13 protein-coding genes are annotated in these 18,431 nt (G+C 58.7%); 6 read left to right on the top strand and 7 right to left on the bottom strand.

Going from position 1 to position 18,431, the window contains the following annotated elements; genetic code table 11:
* Positions 1 to 22: 22 nt before the first annotated feature.
* Positions 23 to 1,096, bottom strand: a complete 1,074-nt coding sequence (locus ACUIAD_RS07520; RefSeq protein WP_445343825.1) for a succinate dehydrogenase/fumarate reductase iron-sulfur subunit — start codon at positions 1,094 to 1,096, stop codon at positions 23 to 25.
* 207 nt (positions 1,097 to 1,303) lie between these two features.
* Positions 1,304 to 3,205, bottom strand: coding sequence for an FAD-dependent oxidoreductase (locus ACUIAD_RS07515; RefSeq protein WP_445343218.1), 1,902 nt, complete (start codon positions 3,203 to 3,205; stop codon positions 1,304 to 1,306).
* Between the two features lie 78 nt (positions 3,206 to 3,283).
* Here ACUIAD_RS07515 and ACUIAD_RS07510 point away from each other — a divergent pair, with 78 nt between their 5' ends.
* A complete protein-coding gene (locus ACUIAD_RS07510; RefSeq protein ID WP_445343217.1) occupies positions 3,284 to 3,628 on the top strand; it encodes an MGMT family protein in 345 nt (114 codons plus the stop codon).
* On the opposite strand, the gene ACUIAD_RS07505 is transcribed toward ACUIAD_RS07510, so the two are convergent.
* The 4 genes from ACUIAD_RS07505 to ACUIAD_RS07490 form a co-directional block, all read right to left on the bottom strand.
* On the bottom strand, positions 3,544 to 5,205 hold the full coding sequence (locus ACUIAD_RS07505; protein ID WP_445343216.1) for a DNA-processing protein DprA: 1,662 nt from the start codon (positions 5,203 to 5,205) through the stop codon (positions 3,544 to 3,546). The genes ACUIAD_RS07510 and ACUIAD_RS07505 overlap by 85 nt on opposite strands.
* A 1-nt stretch (position 5,206) precedes the next feature.
* A complete protein-coding gene (locus ACUIAD_RS07500; RefSeq protein ID WP_445343215.1) occupies positions 5,207 to 6,793 on the bottom strand; it encodes a YifB family Mg chelatase-like AAA ATPase in 1,587 nt (528 codons plus the stop codon).
* Positions 6,793 to 7,311 carry a YraN family protein gene (locus tag ACUIAD_RS07495; protein WP_445343214.1) on the bottom strand — a complete coding sequence of 173 codons (519 nt, stop codon included), beginning with the start codon at positions 7,309 to 7,311 and terminating at the stop codon, positions 6,793 to 6,795. The genes ACUIAD_RS07500 and ACUIAD_RS07495 overlap by 1 nt, the downstream gene beginning before the upstream one ends.
* A gap of 743 nt (positions 7,312 to 8,054) precedes the next feature.
* Entirely contained in the window at positions 8,055 to 8,966 is a 912-nt protein-coding gene (locus ACUIAD_RS07490) for a pyridoxamine kinase (RefSeq protein ID WP_445343213.1), read from the bottom strand.
* A 286-nt stretch (positions 8,967 to 9,252) separates the two neighbouring features.
* Between ACUIAD_RS07490 and ACUIAD_RS07485 the strand changes: the two genes are divergently transcribed.
* The 3 genes from ACUIAD_RS07485 (at position 9,253) to ACUIAD_RS07475 (ending at position 14,386) form a co-directional block, all read left to right on the top strand.
* Positions 9,253 to 10,572: an O-acetylhomoserine aminocarboxypropyltransferase/cysteine synthase family protein gene (locus ACUIAD_RS07485; RefSeq protein ID WP_445343212.1), complete on the top strand. Its 1,320-nt coding sequence runs from the start codon at positions 9,253 to 9,255 to the stop codon at positions 10,570 to 10,572.
* Between the two features lie 218 nt (positions 10,573 to 10,790).
* On the top strand, positions 10,791 to 11,681 hold the full coding sequence (locus ACUIAD_RS07480; protein WP_445343211.1) for an ABC transporter ATP-binding protein: 891 nt from the start codon (positions 10,791 to 10,793) through the stop codon (positions 11,679 to 11,681).
* Between the two features lie 53 nt (positions 11,682 to 11,734).
* Complete coding sequence (locus ACUIAD_RS07475) at positions 11,735 to 14,386, top strand: ABC transporter permease (protein WP_445343210.1); 2,652 nt, start codon at positions 11,735 to 11,737, stop codon at positions 14,384 to 14,386.
* 197 nt (positions 14,387 to 14,583) lie between these two features.
* Here the strand turns inward: ACUIAD_RS07475 and ACUIAD_RS07470 are convergent, their stop codons facing one another.
* A complete protein-coding gene (locus tag ACUIAD_RS07470) occupies positions 14,584 to 14,760 on the bottom strand; it encodes a hypothetical protein (protein WP_445343209.1) in 177 nt (58 codons plus the stop codon).
* An 88-nt stretch (positions 14,761 to 14,848) separates the two neighbouring features.
* Here ACUIAD_RS07470 and ACUIAD_RS07465 point away from each other — a divergent pair, with 88 nt between their 5' ends.
* Positions 14,849 to 15,733, top strand: coding sequence for an ABC transporter ATP-binding protein (locus ACUIAD_RS07465; protein WP_445343208.1), 885 nt, complete (start codon positions 14,849 to 14,851; stop codon positions 15,731 to 15,733).
* Positions 15,734 to 15,765: 32 nt separating this feature from the next.
* Positions 15,766 to 18,414, top strand: coding sequence for an ABC transporter permease (locus tag ACUIAD_RS07460; protein WP_445343207.1), 2,649 nt, complete (start codon positions 15,766 to 15,768; stop codon positions 18,412 to 18,414).
* Positions 18,415 to 18,431 lie beyond the last annotated feature (17 nt).

The following is an 18,431-nucleotide window of genomic DNA, read 5'->3' as shown; positions in this document are numbered from 1 at the left end:
ACTTGTGTGCGTATGAGTTCGGCTACTCCTTGACGGCTTCGACTAGCTTCCACATCTCTTCGCCCACGTCGATCCCTAGGGGGCAGGGTCGGGTGCAGGCCCGTATGGACTGGCAAGCCTGGATTCCGTCCGCCTGGTCAATGGCCTCAAGTCGTTCCTGCCGATGGCTGTCACGGGAATCGTTGACGAATCGAGCCGCTGCGATCATGGCTGCCGGCCCGGCGAAGGCCTCACCGCCCGCATAAATAGGGCAGGCCCCCTGGCAGAGTCCGCAGGCGATGCAGGTGCTGAGTAGCTCATATCGGCCCAGCTCTTCCGGGGTTTGCCGGTATTCCGACGCTGGTTCTGCCTTGGCTGGCTTTGCCTGAGCTGCTCGGCTGCTATCAACAGAGGAATCATCATGGAGCAGATAAGGCTTGAATCGTTGAATCTGCTCAAACATGGCATCGGTGTCCACTATCAGGTCTCTGAGTGGAGTGAAGCCGGGAAGCGGGCGGATCTCTACTACTGAAGATTCTGAAAGACCTGATGTTTCTGTAGGGTGTGGTGTGTCAGTATGGCTTGTAGTTGCTGTAACGGTTTCGGTTTCCACAGGATTTGTAGCCGAGAAGTCTATTGCCGTTGAGTCTGAGACCGAATCCGAATGCGATAACGACGGGGATACGGCCGTTGCGGTGGTCGCTGTGCCCGTGCGGCGGAAGGCTGGAGGCTGCTGAGCCTGCGGATTTCCAGTAGCTACACCGGGTGTGGCGTATGGTTTCGGCATGGTTTTGGATGCGGAGAGGCAGTCGGCGATGGTGGCTGTGCAGAGCAGATCCGGACGGCCGTTGATGAGCACGGCATCCGATCCGCACATGCCATGTCCGCAGGAGTACCGGAAGTTCAGTGTGGGGTCCACCTCCCGCTTGATCTGCAGAAGGGCATCCAGAACAGTGCGCTGTGGGGCAATGCGGATCGTGTACTCCTGCGTCCAGCGGCGGCCTCGGGCGCGTCGGTTGCCCGCTGCGGCAAAGGGGTTGCTTTTGGCGAATGGGTTGGTTCGTGCCGGACGCTCTGATTGAGGTCGTGGAGTGAACCGGGCTATTCGGAAGGTCACCGGACGGGGATCGCGGTCAGGTGCGGATGTCTTGGATCCGTCTGAGCCGGTGGACTGTGATGTCACGGTTGCTCCTATCCTTGCCGGGATATGGCCCGATGTCCATTGATATGCGCGGACTCCATCCTAATCCCTGTCTGACCAGGATCGGTGTCGAACAGGTGCTTGCCTGACCAGATTGCGCTCAGAGTCCATAATCGAGGTCCATCAGTAGTTGCGGCCCTTGGGAGGCATGTTGACGATATGAACAGGCTGCCAGGAGACTTTTTCCTTGGCATCAATCATGGTGTGAGCCAGATAGTGTTCGTCATCGCGCTGCGGATAATCGCTCCGATACAGGGCACCGCGGGATTCCTGACGTTGCAGACTGGCATTCAACACAGCCCGGGCCAGTGTCAGCAGGTTGTCCACCTCCATGATGGCGGTGACCTCCTGGTTGAGCACTGCTGTCTCACTGTGCGCACGCAGCTGTTTTGCGTCAGCATCCAGTTGATCTAGACCGCGCAAACCTTTTTCAATGCTGCCCTGATCGCATCGGACAGCAACGGCCTCCTCCATCAGCCGTCCCAATCGGCCCATCAGCGCATAAGGGTTGTTCAGGCTGGCCTCGTCTCCGGGGTCGGAGGCTTCGCCTTGGTCGTCAGCCAATGCTGGTTCTGAGGGCTTGGCTTCACTCGCGCCAGCCAGCATCTCGTCCAGGAAGGCTTGACGCTTTTGCAGAGCTTGTGTGAGCGGAGACGTGTCGGTCATGTCGTTTGGCTCGTCGGCATTGGTCATGGCGGCGGCGATGGTCTGCCCGGTCCTGGTGCCAAAGAGGCAGGCGTCCAGCAGGGAGTTGCCGCCCAGTCGGTTGGCTCCGTGAACGCTGACACAGGAGCATTCCCCGGCGGCGAACAGTCCGTCGACGATTCGACGGTGGCCATTCTGCCAGCGATAGACGCGGCCACGATCGGTAATGGGGATGCCTCCCATGGTGTAGTGGGCGGTGGGTTTGACCGGAACCATGTCCACAGTGGGATCCAGGTGGGCGTAGCGATGGATGGTCTCGGTGACCTGGGGGAGCAGGGCAGTCATGCGCTGGCCATCAATACCGGTCATGTCCAGCCAGACGCAATCATGAGGCCCGTCCGGGTCCGATGGATCGGCCACCCCGCGACCTGCATCAATCTCGGCCATGATGGAACGACTGACCACATCCCTGGCGGCCAGGTCGCCGTGTCCCGGCGCATAGTCCTGCATGAAGGCCCGGCCCTGACTGTTCCTGAGCACGCCGCCTTCTGCGCGAGAGGCCTCCGACAGCAGGATGCCAGTGTGGCCCAGGCCGGTGGGATGGAATTGGATGAACTCCACATCCTCCAGCTGCAGACCGGCCTGCAGGGCGAGCGCCATGCCGTCACCGGTCAAATCCCAGGAGTTGGAGGTCGTATGGAAGAGTCGGCCAGCCCCACCCGTGCACAGGACGATATTGTCGGCTTGGATGGCTTGCAGCTTGCCGGCGTGGGTGTCCAAGACGATCAGTCCACGGGCCTGGCCGCCGGTTTCCTCATAAGCAGGCGGGTCGACGACCAGATCGGTCACATACCATTCCTCGGCGAACTCGACTCCCAGATGCAGGCATTGCTGCCACAGGGCGTGCAGGATCTGGTGGCCGATACGGTCGGCTGCATAGGCTGCTCTCCTGACTGGGTGGCCGCCATAATCGGCGGTATGGCCGCCAAACTTCCGCTGGGCGATGTGCCCGTCTTCAGTCCTTGAGAAGGCCACTCCGTCATGCTCCAGTTCGATGACGATGCCCGGGGCCTGCTCGGCCAGAATCCGCACGGCATCCTGGTCAGCCAGCCAGTCGCTGCCCTTGATGGTGTCGTAGTAGTGCCAATGCCAGTCGTCCTTTTCCTGGTTGCCCAGGCTGGCCGCGATACCGCCCTCTGCTGAGCCGGTGTGGGATCGCAGAGGCTGCAGCTTGGAGACGACGAGGACCTTTGGAGATAAGCCGCTCTTGCTTCTGTTGCCCTCCAGAGCCCTGTACAGTCCCAGAGCGGTTGACAACCCGGCCGCTCCGGCTCCGACGATGACGGCATCATAGCGGCTTCTGACCTTCTGCGGATTCATACCAACGATACTGTCACAACCCGTTGATAGTGGTGGCCCTTCCGGGCCATGTCTGCTAAAGCGGGCAGAATGGGTCTTATGACCGAACTTTCCTTCTCCCAGCAGGTGTATCAGGTCGTCAGGCGGATTCCTCGCGGCAAGGTGGCCACCTACGGTCAGGTCGCCTCCCTGACTGGTCATCCGCGCAACGCCAGGTTCGTAGGTTATGCACTTCATGACAACCCCGAACCCGGGGTGATTCCCTGCCATCGCGTGGTCTTCCGCGACGGTTCTCTGGCACCGGGATTCGCCTTTGGCGGTCCTGAACGTCAGCGTCAGCTGCTGGAGGATGAGGGCGTTCATTTTGTTCCTCCCAGTACCGGTGAATCGGCTGGTGCAGACGGCTGGGTGGTGGATTTGGACCGCTGCCGCTGGCAGGCCTGATTCTTCGGGTGCTCAGTTATGACGCATCCGTCCTTCAGGCTGATCAGACCACGAATCTCCAGGGATCCCAGCAGTTGCATCAGATGTCTGACGGAGAACCCATGTCCCTGATCCGCTAGCTCGGCGCGAAGCTGTCCCGTCATTGGTGGACCTTCCCGACGCTGGTAGGTGCGAATTGTCGCCAGCACGGTTGCCTCTTCTTTGGTTAGACGCTCGTCATCTGCCTTTTTGCATTCACTGTCAGTCCCTGAATTTGATGGCTGGGTTGAAGAATCCTCTTTGTGCTGAGAGTGGGTTGAAGGTCCGTCTCTATTGGTCCGGGATTGTTTGAGCACGGTTGGGTCCGGTTGACCGCCGTTTATGGTCTGGTTCGGATGATCCGAACCAATCGTCGGTGTGCGTCGCGCGTTCTGCCTGTTCGTTTGATTACCGCGTGATTCGGCGGTATTGACTGAAGCGGAGGCTTCTTGACGGACAGGCTTGCCGGGGTGAACCGGTCCATGGGCAGGGTGGCAAATGTCTCGGATGTCGGATGCAGACAGGAGTAGCTCCGCCTTGCCCTCATGGATCAGTCTGTTGCAGCCAGTGTTTTCCGGCTGGTCGATTCTGCCAGGAGCGGCCAGTACGCGACGGCCCAATTCGACGCCCCAGTTGGCTGTGTTTAACGCGCCGGATCGGTGACGGGCTTGTGCTACCACAATATCGGAGGCGAGAGCGGCGATGATCCGGTTGCGCAGCAGGAACCGACGCGCCTCGGGGATGGTTCCGGGTGGCAACTCGCTGATCAGTGCGCCGCCGTCTGCCTCGATGTTTTCGAACAGACGGCTGTTGCGTTTGGGACCCATATGAAGTAAGCCTCCGGCAAAAACGGCGACTGTACGTCCGCCACCAGCGGCCAGAGCTCCCCAGTGGGCGGCGGCATCCGTGCCCATGGCCCCGCCGGATACGACCAGGTGGCCTTCGCCAGCAGCCTGTCTGGCTATCTGGTGAGCAGTGGACCGGCCATACTCGTCACATGTTCTTGACCCGACTACGGCCAAGGGTCGGTCACAGTTGATCAATGTTTCGGGATTGCCTTGCCCCCACAGGCAGAGGGGAGGGGCCCAGTCGGAGCGGCGTGCCAGGTCATCCACCTGGTCTGGCCAGCAAGGGTCGCCAGGGGTCATCACCCAGAATCGGCCACCGCCAGTCATCAAGGTCCGCACCTGGTCGGTGTCCATGGCAAGCAAGGGTGTCAGGCGTCTCCGCCAGGAGTTGCTGATCTTGTGGAACCGAGTGAGGTCCTCGGGGCTCGTTTGTCGTCCCCACCGAGCCGTCCCCTTCAGAAAGCGTTCATCTAGTCTCGTGCGAGTAGCATCATGAGAGCTGTCAGTCCCGGCCTGGTTTGCCGCTCTTAGTTCGATCAGATTTCGACAAAGGTCGGCCGCCTGGTCCGAACCCAGAAGACAGGCAATCATAAAAGCATCGGGACCATCTGCCGCCAGAGTTAGCACGGTTCTGGCAAGCCAGTCGCTTTCGACCATGGTCATCGGTCGCGGCTGGTCGCCGGGCATGGTCTTCATCAAGGGGTCGGCCATCTCAGACGGCCTTTGTCCTGAGCAGGAGGCCGGTGGTCACATCGTCGGCACCGGGGCTGGTCCGTTCGTCCAGGTCAGCCAGAGTCCACGCCAGGCGCATGGTCCGGTCGGCACCGCGCAGACTGATCCGTTGCTTGCGCAAGGCCTGGTCGACGACCGAACGTGCCTTGTCTGATGTGTTCTGGCGCAGCCATTCGCCGCTGATCTGAGCGTTGCAGGTCCAGCCTTCCTTGCGGAAACGCTCTTTTGCTGTCTGGCGGGCGCGGGTCACACGCTGGCGGATCTGAGCGCTGTGCTGGCGTGGACGGTGATCGTCGAATCCCGAGTCGGTCACAGGGGGGACTGTGGTCTGGATGTCGATGCGGTCCATGATGGGTCCAGACAGTCTGTTCCAGTAGCGGAGGCGCTCGCGGGGAGTGCATGTGCAGCGCTCTCCTGTGCCGTATCCGTATCCGCAGGGGCAGGGGTTAGCGGCCATGACCAGCTGGAAACGAGCCGGGAAGGTGGTGCTGCCCTTGGCCCGGGACAGGAAGATTCGCCCGATCTCCAGGGGCTCGCGCAGGGATTGGATCACTCTTGGAGAGAATTCCGGGGCCTCATCCATGAAGAGGACGCCGCGGTGGGCACGAGTGATGGCACCGGGGGTGGCCAGTCCGGCGCCGCCTCCAACCATGGCCGCCATGGAGATCGTATGATGAGGAGCCTCGAAGGGTGGCACATCGGAGATCCCATACTGGCTCAGCGTGCCACACAGGGATCGAATGGAGGCCACCTCCAGCTGTTGAACAGCGTCCAAGGCGGGCATGATGCTGGGAAGCCGTTCAGCCAGCATGCTTTTACCGGCTCCTGGAGGGCCGACCATGAGCATGTGGTGACCGCCGGCTGCAGCCACCATCATGGCCCACTTGGTCTCCTCCTGACCAATCACGTCAGCCATGTCCGGCTTGGGCGGAGAGGGGTCGGCATTGGCGGGGGAGTTGTCTTCATGACCTAAGTTATTGGGATGCACACTCGCTATGGTGGTTGACTTGTCGGTGTCTAGGTGGCTGTCTAGCTCAGGGGCGGTGATCCTACTTCGCCCGCCCAAGGTTTGAATGAGCTGGCCCAGGTGGCGTAGTCCCACGACCTCGATATCGGGTACCAGATGAGCCTCGTCCAGGTTGTCTGCAGGGACGAAAGCCCGTGTGATTCCCTGGGCTCTGGCCTGCGTCAGGATGGGCAGCAGACCGTTGATGGGCAGAATCGTGCCATCCAGGTTGAGTTCGCCCAGGATGACCGTATGGTCCAGGCATTCCGTCGGCAACGCTCCGCCGGCTTCGAGGACACTGGTCGCAATGGCCAGGTCGTGTGAGGAGCCATGCTTGGGTTTCGAAGCTGGGGACATGTTGACGGTGACCCTGGTCTGCGGCCACCGGAATCCGCAGGCCGAGCAGGCGGATTTAACCCGTTCGCGTGACTCCGATAAGGAGGCATCCGGCAGGCCGATGATGGAGAAGTAGGGCAGCCCTGGGGAGATGAAGGACTGCACGTGGATCAGAAAGGCCTTGAGGCCTATCAATCCCACGGATTCAGCGGATCCAAGACGCATCAGAAGGCCTCCCTGGTGTGCTTGAGGAAGACTGATCCTGGATTCCATCCGCCTCTGCCCGAGCGATTGGATCCCCTGGCGGCCTCGGCGGATGCCTGACTGGAAGCCAGGGGATAGGGGTTCTCGGAATGCATGCTTCTGCTGGGGTTGGACTTGACTGACAGGCTGATGACATCGAAACGGGTGCCGCGATGCCGTGCGCTGGGATCTCGGTCATGGCTGATCAGCCATTGGACTGCGGCGCGACGCAAGTGGGTCTGCTTGCGCGGGCCGACAGCCTGTTCTGGGGATCCGAACCGACCGGTGCGTCTGGTTTTGACCTCAACGAATACCAGAATTGACTCGGGATCCAGGGCGATGATGTCCAGCTCGCCGAACCGGCTTCTCCAATTTCGGGCCAGGATTTTCCAGTTGCGCTGCCGCAGCCACTGGCAGGCGTAGTCTTCGCCCAAACGTCCGAGTTCTCGGCTGGTTACGCCCTTGGCCCTGATCTGTCGCTCAACATCTGCCAGCTCCATGTCGATGGATTCATGGTTGCTCGTATTTAACCTTGTTCTTCCAGGCCGCCTGGTTTCTGGATTGTCGGCGGACCTGGTGGAAGCAGGCAGAGCGCTTATGGGTTGCGCGTCCATTGGGTCTGTGACCATAACATCGGCGTCAGTGCTGCCGCCCCTGTCGTTGAAAACTGTGCGGAGATTACTCGGTCTAGTCAGTGCTTGTGTGTCCATGTTTCTAGGAGACCACTGGAGGGAAGTCGGTGACTAGTCGAACCAGGCATGTGGTCGAATGAACCTGCGCACGCACGAAAGTGGATGAACGAGTGGATTGACGATACTGATGCTGTAGCTATCGCACTCATCTCTGCATCAGGCAGATGCGGCAGAGGCAAGAAGGACCGAAACAGAAATCAAGGTAGGCAGAAACCAAGCAAAGCAGGACTAAGCTAAGCGGAACTTAGGAAACAGAAACCAGGGAAATAGAAACGAGTGACACCAGGTAAAGCAAATGAACCAGGGGAGCGGGGCAATAGGCAGTCAAAAGAACCAGAAGCAAAGAAGATGACAGAGGCCGGAAGACATCGCCGGCGAATTCGCTGGCAACGCCTTCCGGCCTGCTGTGGTCAACTGATCTTTATGACTGATTGATCACCTTGTCAGCCGAGTATTTGTCTGAAAGGAATGAGGCGATTGGGGCGGTCTGGGTTCCATTTATCCACCCTTGTCTTCCGCTCTTGACAAATGCCCAGACTCTTAGGCGATTTTCAACGGCCTCGGGCCCACTGCTCCTGCATCAGAGCAGTCATCTGCCCCAGATCTAGCTCGAAGCTGACCCCGCGCTGCTGATAGTCGGGTTGATTGCGTGTGTGCTGCATGGCCGAGCGGACGAATTCGCCGGCGATCCGAGCGGCATCGGCTAGGCCTCGTCCTGCAAAGAGCGCCCCGCAGAGGCTGGAGGCGAAGGCATCGCCGGTTCCGTGGATCATGAAGGGCAGCTTGTCATGGACCAGCTCGGTGCGCTCGTTGACTCCGCCATGATCTGCCGAAGCCACGAAGTTGCGCAGCTTGCCATCCTTCCGGTCGATGCCTTTGATGATGACGTTTTTCGCGCCCATGTCCAGCAGGCGGCCCAGACGCTCGCCAACCTGGGCATCGTCAAGGTCCTGACCTTCATAGTCGATGCCGGTCAGCAGACTGACCTCGGTCAAGTTGGGCATGAGCAGGTCGGCCCCATCGACCAGATTGGTCACGGCCCGGCACATTTCCTCGGTGTAGGTGGGATACATGGATCCGCCGTCGCCCATGACCGGGTCGACCAGCCGCAGCGCCTTGGGGTATTCCCGATACATGCGCTGAATGATGTCGACCTGCTCGGCGCTGCCCAGGAATCCGCTGTAGATTCCGTCCAGTTCCACGCCCTCTTTCCGCCAGGCATCCAGGTATCCCGGCAGCATCTCGGTGGTGTCGTGGAAGGTGTAGTCCTTGAACATGGTGTGCGCGCTGAACAGGGCCGTAGGCACCGGGCAGACGTCGCATCCGGCTGCCGAAAGGATGGGGATGGCGGCTGTCAGCGAGCACTTGCCATACCCGCACATGTCATGCACGGCGGCGACTCGGGGAATGTACTTGCTGTCGCGCTGGTAGAGCCTGTTCTGATCGTCCGTCTGTCCGGCCATCTCTTGAACTCCTTCATGCCTGCTGAGGCTGTTCGCAGCGGAGCCTTCTCCGTTGCTTATTCGACTCTACAGCGGAGGGGTTAAACGGGCACCGCCGCGTGTGGAATCTCGAGATGAAAAGGCCCGCTTTCAACCTTTTGGAAGCTGTTATAAAAAAGGACGATACCGAAAAGTCCTTTCTGGCTTGAACAGGCGGGCTTGGGGCGCTTATGGTCGCAGTCAAGAACTTGGCCAAGGATGAACCACCCGCAGGCGCTTCATTCGTCAGCAACAGATAGGAATCGACATGACCGACCAGAACCCGCATAAGTACCATTTCGAGACGCTTCAGCTCCATGTGGGCCAGGAGCAGGCCGACCCGGCCACGGATTCCCGGGCCGTGCCGATCTATGCCACCACCAGCTACGTCTTCCACGACTTCGACCACGCCGAGGCTCGGTTTGCGCTGAAGGACTCGGGCAATATCTATGGCCGTCTGACCAACTCCACCCAAGGGGTGTTCGAGGACAGGATCGCCGCCTTGGAGAATGGCACCGCAGGTTTGGCCGTGGCCTCTGGAGCAGCTGCCGTGGAGTATGCCTTCCGGAACATCACCCAGACCGGAGACCATATCGTGTCCTCCAAGAACATCTACGGCGGCACCTTCAACCTCCTCAAGCACACCCTGCCCCGCGATGGTGTCGAGACCACCTTCGTGGATCCTTCAGACCCGTCCAACTTCGAGTCGGCCATCCAGGACAACACCAAGCTGGTCTTCTTCGAGACCTTCGGCAATCCCAACGCTGACCTGCCCGATTTCGAGGCCATCTCCAAGATTGCCCATGACCACAACCTGCCGGTGATCGTAGACAATACTTTCGCCACTCCCTACCTGTTCCGGCCGCTGGAGCACGGGGCCGATATCGTTGTGGAATCGGCCACCAAGTTCATCGGCGGCCATGGCACCACTTTGGGAGGGGTCGTCGTGGAAGGAGGCCAGTTTGACTGGGCGGCAGTGCCCGGCAAGTTCCCCACATTGACGGAACCGGATCCCAGCTATCACGGCCTGCGCTTCTACCAGGATCTAGGCGCTGCGGCCTTCGTCACCCGCATTCGAGCCATCCTTCTGCGCGATACCGGTGCTGTCATCTCGCCCTTTGCAGCCTTCCTCCTTCTGCAGGGGACCGAGACGCTCTCGCTGCGGGTTGAGCGGCACGTTGAGAACGCCCTGAAGGTAGTGGATTACCTGCAGACCGTGCCGGAGGTGGAGTCGGTCAGCCATCCGGCCATCGAAGGGCGTCCCGACCATGAGCTCTACAAGCGCTACTTCCCCAACGGTGCCGGCTCTATCTTCACCTTCGATCTGAAGGGAGGCAAGGATGCAGCCAGGGTTTTCATCAATAACCTGCATCTCTTCTCGCTCCTGGCCAACGTGGCTGACGTGAAGTCGCTGGCCATCCATCCGGCTTCAACCACACACTCCCAGGAGACACCGGAGGAGCTGGAGGATCAGGCCATCCATCCCGGTACCATCAGGCTCTCCATCGGCACAGAGAACATCGAGGATATTCTGGATGACCTCAAGGATGCCTTCCAGGCATTGAAGGAGTCCGGTCTAGCCAAGTAGCCGGTAATCTCGCTTCCTTCTTGGCCCACGCCATGGAGGAATCTTTGGTCCCGTATATGCGTGATACATGACCGAGAAGGCTTAGAAGCCAAGATGCCTGTTGAAACCTCATTACGTTTTGATAGGCATCTTTGCACATGCCATCTTCTCACTCCTTTCCAGCGGCAGACAGCACCTGACTGATCAGGCGGAAATTTTGCAGTGGATAAGATGGGGGCATGAAACATGGAGCAAAGACAAGGGCGTCTTCCGATTCGTCGTACGGTGAGGGCAAACCGAGGCAGATCGCTCAAGTGGCCATCAAGGCACGGGGACTGACCAAGGACTATGGGAGCGGGGAGAATCTGGTTCATGCCCTACGGGGTGTGGATGTCGAATTCGAACGGGGCAGGTTCACAGTCATCATGGGGCCCTCCGGATCGGGCAAATCCACTCTCATGCATACTCTGGCCGGCTTGGATGCAGCAACCTCCGGACATGTCTACCTGTACGGGGCCGATGCTGACGGGGTGAAGGGCAGGCGGACCAGCCGTCATGGAGGGCGGAGGGGAGTGGTCGATCTGACCAAGCTCAACGACGATCAGCTGACCCTCTTGAGACGCCAGCGCCTGGGCTTCATTTTCCAGAGTTTTAACCTCCTGCCAATGTTTACGGCCAAGCAGAACATCCTCATGCCACTGATTCTGGATGGGGCCAAGCCAGATACAGCTTGGCTGGACGTTCTGGCCAAGACCCTGGGCCTGGAAGAGAGACTGACCCATCGGCCCAGCGAGCTTTCGGGTGGTCAGCAGCAGCGTGTGGCCATCGCCAGGGCTCTCATCACCAAACCCTCCATTGTTTTTGCTGATGAGCCCACGGGAAACCTGGACACGGCCTCCTCGACTGAGGCGCTCAGCTTCCTGCGGGATTCGGTTCGCGAGCTGGGGCAGACCATCATCATGGTGACGCATGATGCTTTTGCAGCATCCTTTGCCGACCGTGCCCTGGTATTCGCGGATGGACGAATCGTTGCCGATCAGGACGGACCCACTGTCGACTCCATCAACGCTCTGCTCTCCGAGGAAGTCATGGCCTCCGCGGCTACAGCTGACTCGGCTGCTCATCGCTGAGGGGAACGCTCATGTGGTTCGTTGCCAGAAAAATGATGCGGCATGACTTGGGCATGATGATTCCCGCCGGCATCGCCATTGTCGTCGGAACACTGTTCATTGCCATGACCTTTCTCTTTGGCAACACCATGGACGTTTCCATGCGACGGATGGTCTCGTCTGATGCTGCCCAGGCCAATTACGCCATCATCCCTGCGGAAGGCAGCCATCCAGATCAGAAAAGGGTGAAGGACTTCAAAACCGAGGAGCTGGCAAAAGTCCCAGGGGTTCGGGGTGTCAGATCAGATACGCAGCTCATGGCGGATGTCCGCGCCGGCAAGATCAAGAGCGAGAACATCACTGCCATTCCTCTGGCGGATTCATCGCTGATGCCGATCGGTCTGGCCAAAGGATCCTGGCCCAGCGCCGATGACCAGGTGGTCCTACCTGGGCTGACTGTGTCCAGGCTCAGGCTCTCCTTAGGCGACAAGGTGAATCTGAACCTGTCGCCTAACATGCTGTATATTTCCGACGACCTCGGGTCCGAAGGGCAGACCAAGGCTGACCAGGCGGCGGGCAGGTTCATATCGAAGCCCCTGACTTTGTCGGGGGTCAGCTCGGACCAGGGCCATGAAGGTAGCGAGTTCGGCGAGTCGGGCGGCGCAATCGTGCTGGCCCCCAAGACCATAGATGCCTTTATGGCCGCAGCAGGTCTTGGTGACATGGGTGACCTGTATGCCCAGAATGTCTACCTGAATGTTGGCGGGCAGCGCAGCGCCCTCGATGAGAGTCTGTCATCTCTGCGCAAGCTCATGCCTTCCGGCTATTCCCTCGAGGACCGTCACACTATTGAGGACCGACTGGTCAAGACTGCACTCGGTGGTTCTCAAAACCCCGTAACCACCTTCCTTCTGGTCTTCGGCACACTGGCCATGTTCGTAGCTGCCACCGTCATAGCCAATACCTTCCAGGTCATGGTCGCTCGGCAACGTCGTTACCTGGCCCTCCTGAGGACGATTGGCGCCAATAAGAGACAGGTCAGGGCCAGCGTCCTGATGCGTTCCATCATCCTGGGCGCTGCGGCATCCCTGATCGGGGTCGGCGCTGCCATCGGCATTATGGCCCTTTTGGGAGCGGCCAAGGCTCATACAAACTCCCTATACTTCCAATTGAAGCTGACTCCGCCAGTCATCCTGGTACCTCTTGTCTTCGGCATCGTTGTTACGGTCCTGGCCTCTCTGGGGTCTTCATGGGCTGCCATCAAGGTCAGTCCTTTGGAAGCGCTGAGGCCTGCCGATCTTCTGGAGAACAAGAGGACGAGCAGGATACGTCTGGTTGTCAGCGTGGTCATGATTCTGCTGGGCGTTGCTATGACGGTCTGGTCCCTCTGGCGGGTCAGGCTTGATGTCACGGCAGACAAGGCCGGCAAGGCATCCGGAGGCAGGCCGAACATTGTTGCTGCAATGGCTGTCATCGGCATTGTCCTTGCCTTCCTCGGTATCCTGTTCAGTGCCAATCGTTGGATTCCTTTCATGCTCAAGGGAATCGGTTCTTTGGTCTCCCGGATCGGGCCCTCGTCCGCAATCGCAGTGGCTAACATAGAGCGGAATCATTCCCGTGTGGCGGCCACAGGCACTGCTCTCCTGATCGGAGTGACCCTGGTCGCCACCCTGACTACAGGCGCCGCCAGCGCCAAGCAGACCATGGCCAACATGCTGGATGAGCACTACTCGGTGGATCTTCAGATAAGCGGCGATGGCTTGGATGCCAAGGCGCTGGACGCTATTCGACGAATCGACGGGGTCGCGCAGGCTGAGCTGGTGCCCCAGTATGCGGCCATGGTCAAATCAGGCGGCAGGAACGGTGCGGGAATGACTATTTTCGCCTTGGATGCGCACAAGACCGATCGTCTCCTGAACGCCAAGGTTGGCAAGGATCTTTCCAGGCAGGGTGTCCTTCTGCTGCCGGAGAGCCTTATGGATAAGCAGAAGGATTTTCACGACGGCGGGAATCTGGGGCTCAATATACTCAACCCGATTCAAGACGATGTTCATGGCGGATCCGCATCGGTGGCTCAAAGACTCTTTGTGACCAGTGTTTATGCACCCTTCCATGGTATTGCTGCCAGCAATTTCTATGGCCTGACCAACTCCTTCTCGCTCAATGGCGTTCAGCCTCAGACTGTGCAGATCTGGGCCAAGGTCGATGGCTCACCAACAGTCTCGGCATTCATGGACAAGGTGAAAAGTGCGCTTTCTGGATATTCGGCTGTTGCCGTGAAGGGCGGGCTGGCTGAAAAGCAGCAGTGGGACCGGACTATCGACAGCCTGCTCATGATCATCCTGGCTCTCCTGGCGGTGGCGGTGGCCATCGCCTTGATCGGCGTGGCCAACACGCTTTCCCTTTCGGTGCTGGAACGTCGGCGGGAGTCCGCCACTTTGCGAGCCATTGGAATGACCCGTAAGCAGATCAGACGGTCCTTGGCCGTGGAATCAGGGCTGATAGCCTTGGGGTCAGCATTGTCCGGCATGGTTCTGGGCCTGCTTTTCGGCTGGGCTGCAGCCTATGAGATCTTCTCCTCTCTCGGTACGGTGGCGTTACCCATTCCCTGGTCCACTGGCCTGGTGATTCTGCTGGTGGCGCTCGTAGCGGCGATCCTGGCAAGCATCCTGCCTGCAAGACGCGTCAACCGCACTTCGCCGGTCGTGGCTCTTGCTGAAGAATGACGCAAAACAGTTAGCGCGCATCAGAAGCAGTCAGCCTGCCTCCCGGGGGCGCCTTGGTTGGTGCCTGGACTTGGTTGGTGCCTGGAATGAATGACTCATTCTGTCAGATACTGCTTTTCTAGATGCTGCCTGGAAACGATCCGGCTTGATTGAAGGGGAATTGCCACTTTTGTAGTCAGTCAAAGAGATCGAAACAGCTACTTCAACCATCTGGTTGAAGGTTCCATGTCTTGAGGTTCATGTCTTTCGTGCTGAACATGATGTTCTTCATCTCCGCTGATGTCTATCCCCGTCGCCCAGCGTTGATTCGGATGGTGCCAGCCTGACAGGAGAAGTTCTTCAGCGCACTCATCCGCAAGGATGATTGTTTTCATCGCTCCTAGGGACCATATCGCGGCAGTCGATAGCCGCATAGGGTCGGAAGCTGACGGGAGAAAGGCTTCCTCGCGGATAAGGAGCACCATGCAGCATAAAGCGGATACTTCGTCTTCACAAGGACTAATAGACAGAGCAGGCCAACGAGTCGCGGGACCGCCGGCCGTTAGCGCTAGGCAGCTGGCCAAGGATTACGGTCAAGGTCCCAATGCTGTCCATGCCCTGCGTGGAATTGACGTGGATTTTGAGCGTGGCCGGTTCACGGCCATCATGGGCCCTTCAGGCTCGGGCAAGTCAACGTTCATGCATGTTCTGGCCGGTCTGGATACTGTCACCTCTGGCCATGTCTATATGGCCGCTGATCTTCTGCACCCGAAGAGCGGAGATCGTCACCATCCATCAATCGATCAGGCTGGCCGAGTCGACCTGACTCGACTTGACGACCGTCAGCTGACCCTGATCAGGCGGCGGCACCTGGGATTCATCTTCCAGAGCTTCAACCTGCTGCCCATGTTCACCGCTAAACAGAACATCCTCATGCCGCTGGTACTGGATGGCGTTCGGCCTGACAGCTCGTGGATGGAGCAGCTGGTAGAGACTCTGGGTTTGTCGGAGAGGCTGGACCATCTTCCCGGTGAATTATCCGGGGGGCAGCAGCAACGGGTCGCCATCGCCAGAGCGCTGATAACCAAACCCGGGCTGGTCTTCGCGGACGAACCGACGGGGAATCTGGACCTGGCCGCCAGCACTGGTGTTCTGAAGTTCCTGCACGATTCCGTGCGCGAGCTGAATCAGACCGTCATCATGGTCACTCATGATGCCTATGCCGCATCGTATGCCGACCGCGCGCTGGTCTTTGCCGATGGACGGATCGTTGCGGACAGGCAGGATCCGACAGTGAAAGCCATGAACGATCTTCTGGCTGAACAAGTATCGGTTGGCATTGTGGACGATTCTCAGGTTCGGAACTAGGGGGGTGCACTGTGTGGCGGATAACCCGTACGATGATGAAGCGCGATGCGCGAATGATGATGCCGGCTGGTCTGGCCATCGTGATCGGCACCCTCTTCATGTGTCTGACGCTCCTTTTGGGGAACGTGGCGAATGCCTTCATGCGTCGCGAGATCAGCCTGGATGCCGGTCAAGCCAACTATGCTGTGACCGCCAGAAGGGATCAGGATAAGCCGGTCCTGTTCGACCAGTTCGACAGCAAAGGGCTGTCGGAACTTCAAGGGGTTCGTGGTCTGCGCCCTGATGTCAACCTCTTGGTGGATACGGAAGCAAACGGTCAGTCCAGCAAGGGGATTCTGGCCATTGTGGGTGCCAGGCAGGAGCTCATGCCTATCGATCTGGATCGTGGGCAATGGCCGGATTCAGGCGATCAGGTTGTCCTGCCGCATTCGGTCGCAGACAAACTTCAAGTGGGCTTGGGCGATACGGTGCGCCTCGAGTTATCCCCGTTGATGCTGCCAGGAAGTGATCATGCTCAGGATGCTTCAAGTACAGAACGCCTTGTCGACCAAGGCACTGTGGACTTGACCATCTCAGGCATCAGCAAGAGCCACGGTGGAAAGTACGACGATTTCGGCGGAGCTGCAGTACTGACGGATTCGCTGATTGACCGCTTGCTGAGTATGGCGGGAATGGTTGGACCAGAGTCCCCTCCTGTGGAAAACGTTTATCTGCAGGTTGGTGGCCAAGGCAAGGAACTTCAGAACACTTTGCGCGGCATCAGTCGATACGTTCCTGACGGATACCGGCTGGAGGACCGTCGTGCCATGGAGGACAGGCTGCTTAGCGAGCAGACAGGCAATGGTGTGAACATTATGACTGTCTTCCTCATGACTTTTGGTCTACTGACCATGGTGGTGGCTGCTTTGGTGATTGCCAACACCTTCCAGATTATGGTGGCAAGACAGCGCAGGTACCTGGCCTTGCTGAGAGTCATTGGTGCTGATCGACGGCAAATCAGGGTCGGCGTGCTGCAGCAGGCTTTGCTCCTTGGCGTCATATCGTCCCTGATCGGCATCCTGCTGGCCATGGGCTTGATGGGCCTTGCCGGTTGTCTTGGTTTGCATTCGGGCACTATGAAGCTTGAACTCCTGCTTACTCCTGCTGCCCTCCTGTTCCCGTTTGTGCTCGGCGTTCTGGCAACCTTGGTGGCCGCCTTTGGATCTACTCGTACGGCGATCAGAGTCAGGCCGCTTGAAGCCCTGCAGCCAGTGGATTATCAGGAGCAGGGAAGAAGGAGGCGGACCGGTCGGCGGATCAGCATCCTGCTGGCGGTCAGCGGCTTGGTACTCGTGATCTGGTCCTCTTGGCGCGTCACAGAGCTGGTCAGGACAAACTCCAGCGATACAGTGCAGACCAGTAATCAGCAGGAACTATTGCTAGGTCTCGCGATATTGGGTGTTTTGCTGATTTTCCTGGGTGCGCTGATCGGTGCGCGTCGATGGATTCCGGCTTTTCTGCGTTTCCTGGGAAGACCCGTCTCCCGGATTGGACCATCTTGCAGGGTCGGAGTGGCGAATATCGCTCGAAATCCCTCACGAGTCGCTGCCACAGGTGTTGCTCTGCTGATTGGTGTAACCCTGGTCTCCACTCTGGCTACAGGTGCCGTAACCGCTAAACGTACTTTGTTCAAGGATATTGATCAGCGTTATTCCGTGGATATTGAAATATCTGGTCAGGGGCTGAACAAGAGAAATGTGCGGGCCATTGAGCGTATCGAAGGTGTTGCAGATGCAGAGCTGGTGCAGCGATTTAATGCCAAGATCGAGTCAGGAGGCCCCTCACAAGCTTCCATGACTGTCTATGCTTTGGATACTTCTCGGATCAGGCGTGTGCTTCATGCCGATCTGGGTCCGGGTCTGCAAAGGTCGGATGCACTGCTGGTGTCGAACAGAACGATTTCCAAGCATTCCGGTTACCGGGATGGAAGTCAGCTGAAGTTGTCGATAGCTGATCCTCAGGCGGACGATGAACGTGAAAAGGAGGCAGATGCAAGAAGGACATTGACCGGGTTCTTTGCCGGCTTCGGCGGGCTGGATACCAGTGGCGTCTATGCAATCACGGACTCCCGGAATATCGCTGGGATTGACACCAAGACGCATGAAATCTGGATTAGGACGCAGGGAGATCGCGATACCGCACTGCTCTTGGATGACATACGTCAGGCTGTAGGAGAGCATGACGACATGGCTATGAGCGGAGGGCTGACGCAAATGAGGACATGGAACGAAAGAATCGATTCCTTGTTGGCAATCATGGTGGCATTGCTGGGCGTTGCTGTGATTATCGCCCTGATAGGGGTTTCCAACACTTTGATGATGTCGGTGCTGGAACGCCGTCGTGAGACTGCCACGCTCAGGGCAATCGGCATGAGCAGCGTACAGGTTCGTCGATCCTTGGGAGTCGAGGCCTGCATGATAGCCCTAGGAGCCGGTCTGGCTGGAATCGTTCTAGGAACGCTCTTCGGATGGATAGGAGCCTACCAGGTCTTTGTGTCCTTAGGGTCCGTGACCTTCACCGTGCCATGGTCGGCTTTTGCGTTGATGCTGCCAGTGGCCTTGTTGGCTGCGGTGGCAGCCAGTGTGCTGCCAGCCAGGGAGGCAGTCAAGGTTTCACCCATTGAGGCCCTCAGTGACGATTGATGCTGCCTGATGGCCGG

Source organism: Bifidobacterium sp. ESL0819 (assembly GCF_052606245.1).
The sequence above is the reverse complement of the archived record's forward strand: the minus strand, read 5'-3'. Positions and strand labels throughout refer to the sequence as shown.

Coding starts and splice junctions, on each gene's coding strand:
- ACUIAD_RS07515 (WP_445343218.1), bottom strand. CDS start 3,205: ATGAATCCGCAGAAGGTCAGAAGCCGCTATGATGCCGTCATCGTCGGA.
- ACUIAD_RS07510 (WP_445343217.1), top strand. CDS start 3,284: ATGACCGAACTTTCCTTCTCCCAGCAGGTGTATCAGGTCGTCAGGCGG.
- ACUIAD_RS07505 (WP_445343216.1), bottom strand. CDS start 5,205: ATGGCCGACCCCTTGATGAAGACCATGCCCGGCGACCAGCCGCGACCG.
- ACUIAD_RS07500 (WP_445343215.1), bottom strand. CDS start 6,793: ATGCGTCTTGGATCCGCTGAATCCGTGGGATTGATAGGCCTCAAGGCC.
- ACUIAD_RS07495 (WP_445343214.1), bottom strand. CDS start 7,311: ATGGAGCTGGCAGATGTTGAGCGACAGATCAGGGCCAAGGGCGTAACC.
- ACUIAD_RS07490 (WP_445343213.1), bottom strand. CDS start 8,966: ATGGCCGGACAGACGGACGATCAGAACAGGCTCTACCAGCGCGACAGC.
- ACUIAD_RS07485 (WP_445343212.1), top strand. CDS start 9,253: ATGACCGACCAGAACCCGCATAAGTACCATTTCGAGACGCTTCAGCTC.
- ACUIAD_RS07480 (WP_445343211.1), top strand. CDS start 10,791: ATGAAACATGGAGCAAAGACAAGGGCGTCTTCCGATTCGTCGTACGGT.
- ACUIAD_RS07475 (WP_445343210.1), top strand. CDS start 11,735: ATGATGATTCCCGCCGGCATCGCCATTGTCGTCGGAACACTGTTCATT.
- ACUIAD_RS07470 (WP_445343209.1), bottom strand. CDS start 14,760: ATGAAAACAATCATCCTTGCGGATGAGTGCGCTGAAGAACTTCTCCTG.
- ACUIAD_RS07465 (WP_445343208.1), top strand. CDS start 14,849: ATGCAGCATAAAGCGGATACTTCGTCTTCACAAGGACTAATAGACAGA.
- ACUIAD_RS07460 (WP_445343207.1), top strand. CDS start 15,766: ATGATGAAGCGCGATGCGCGAATGATGATGCCGGCTGGTCTGGCCATC.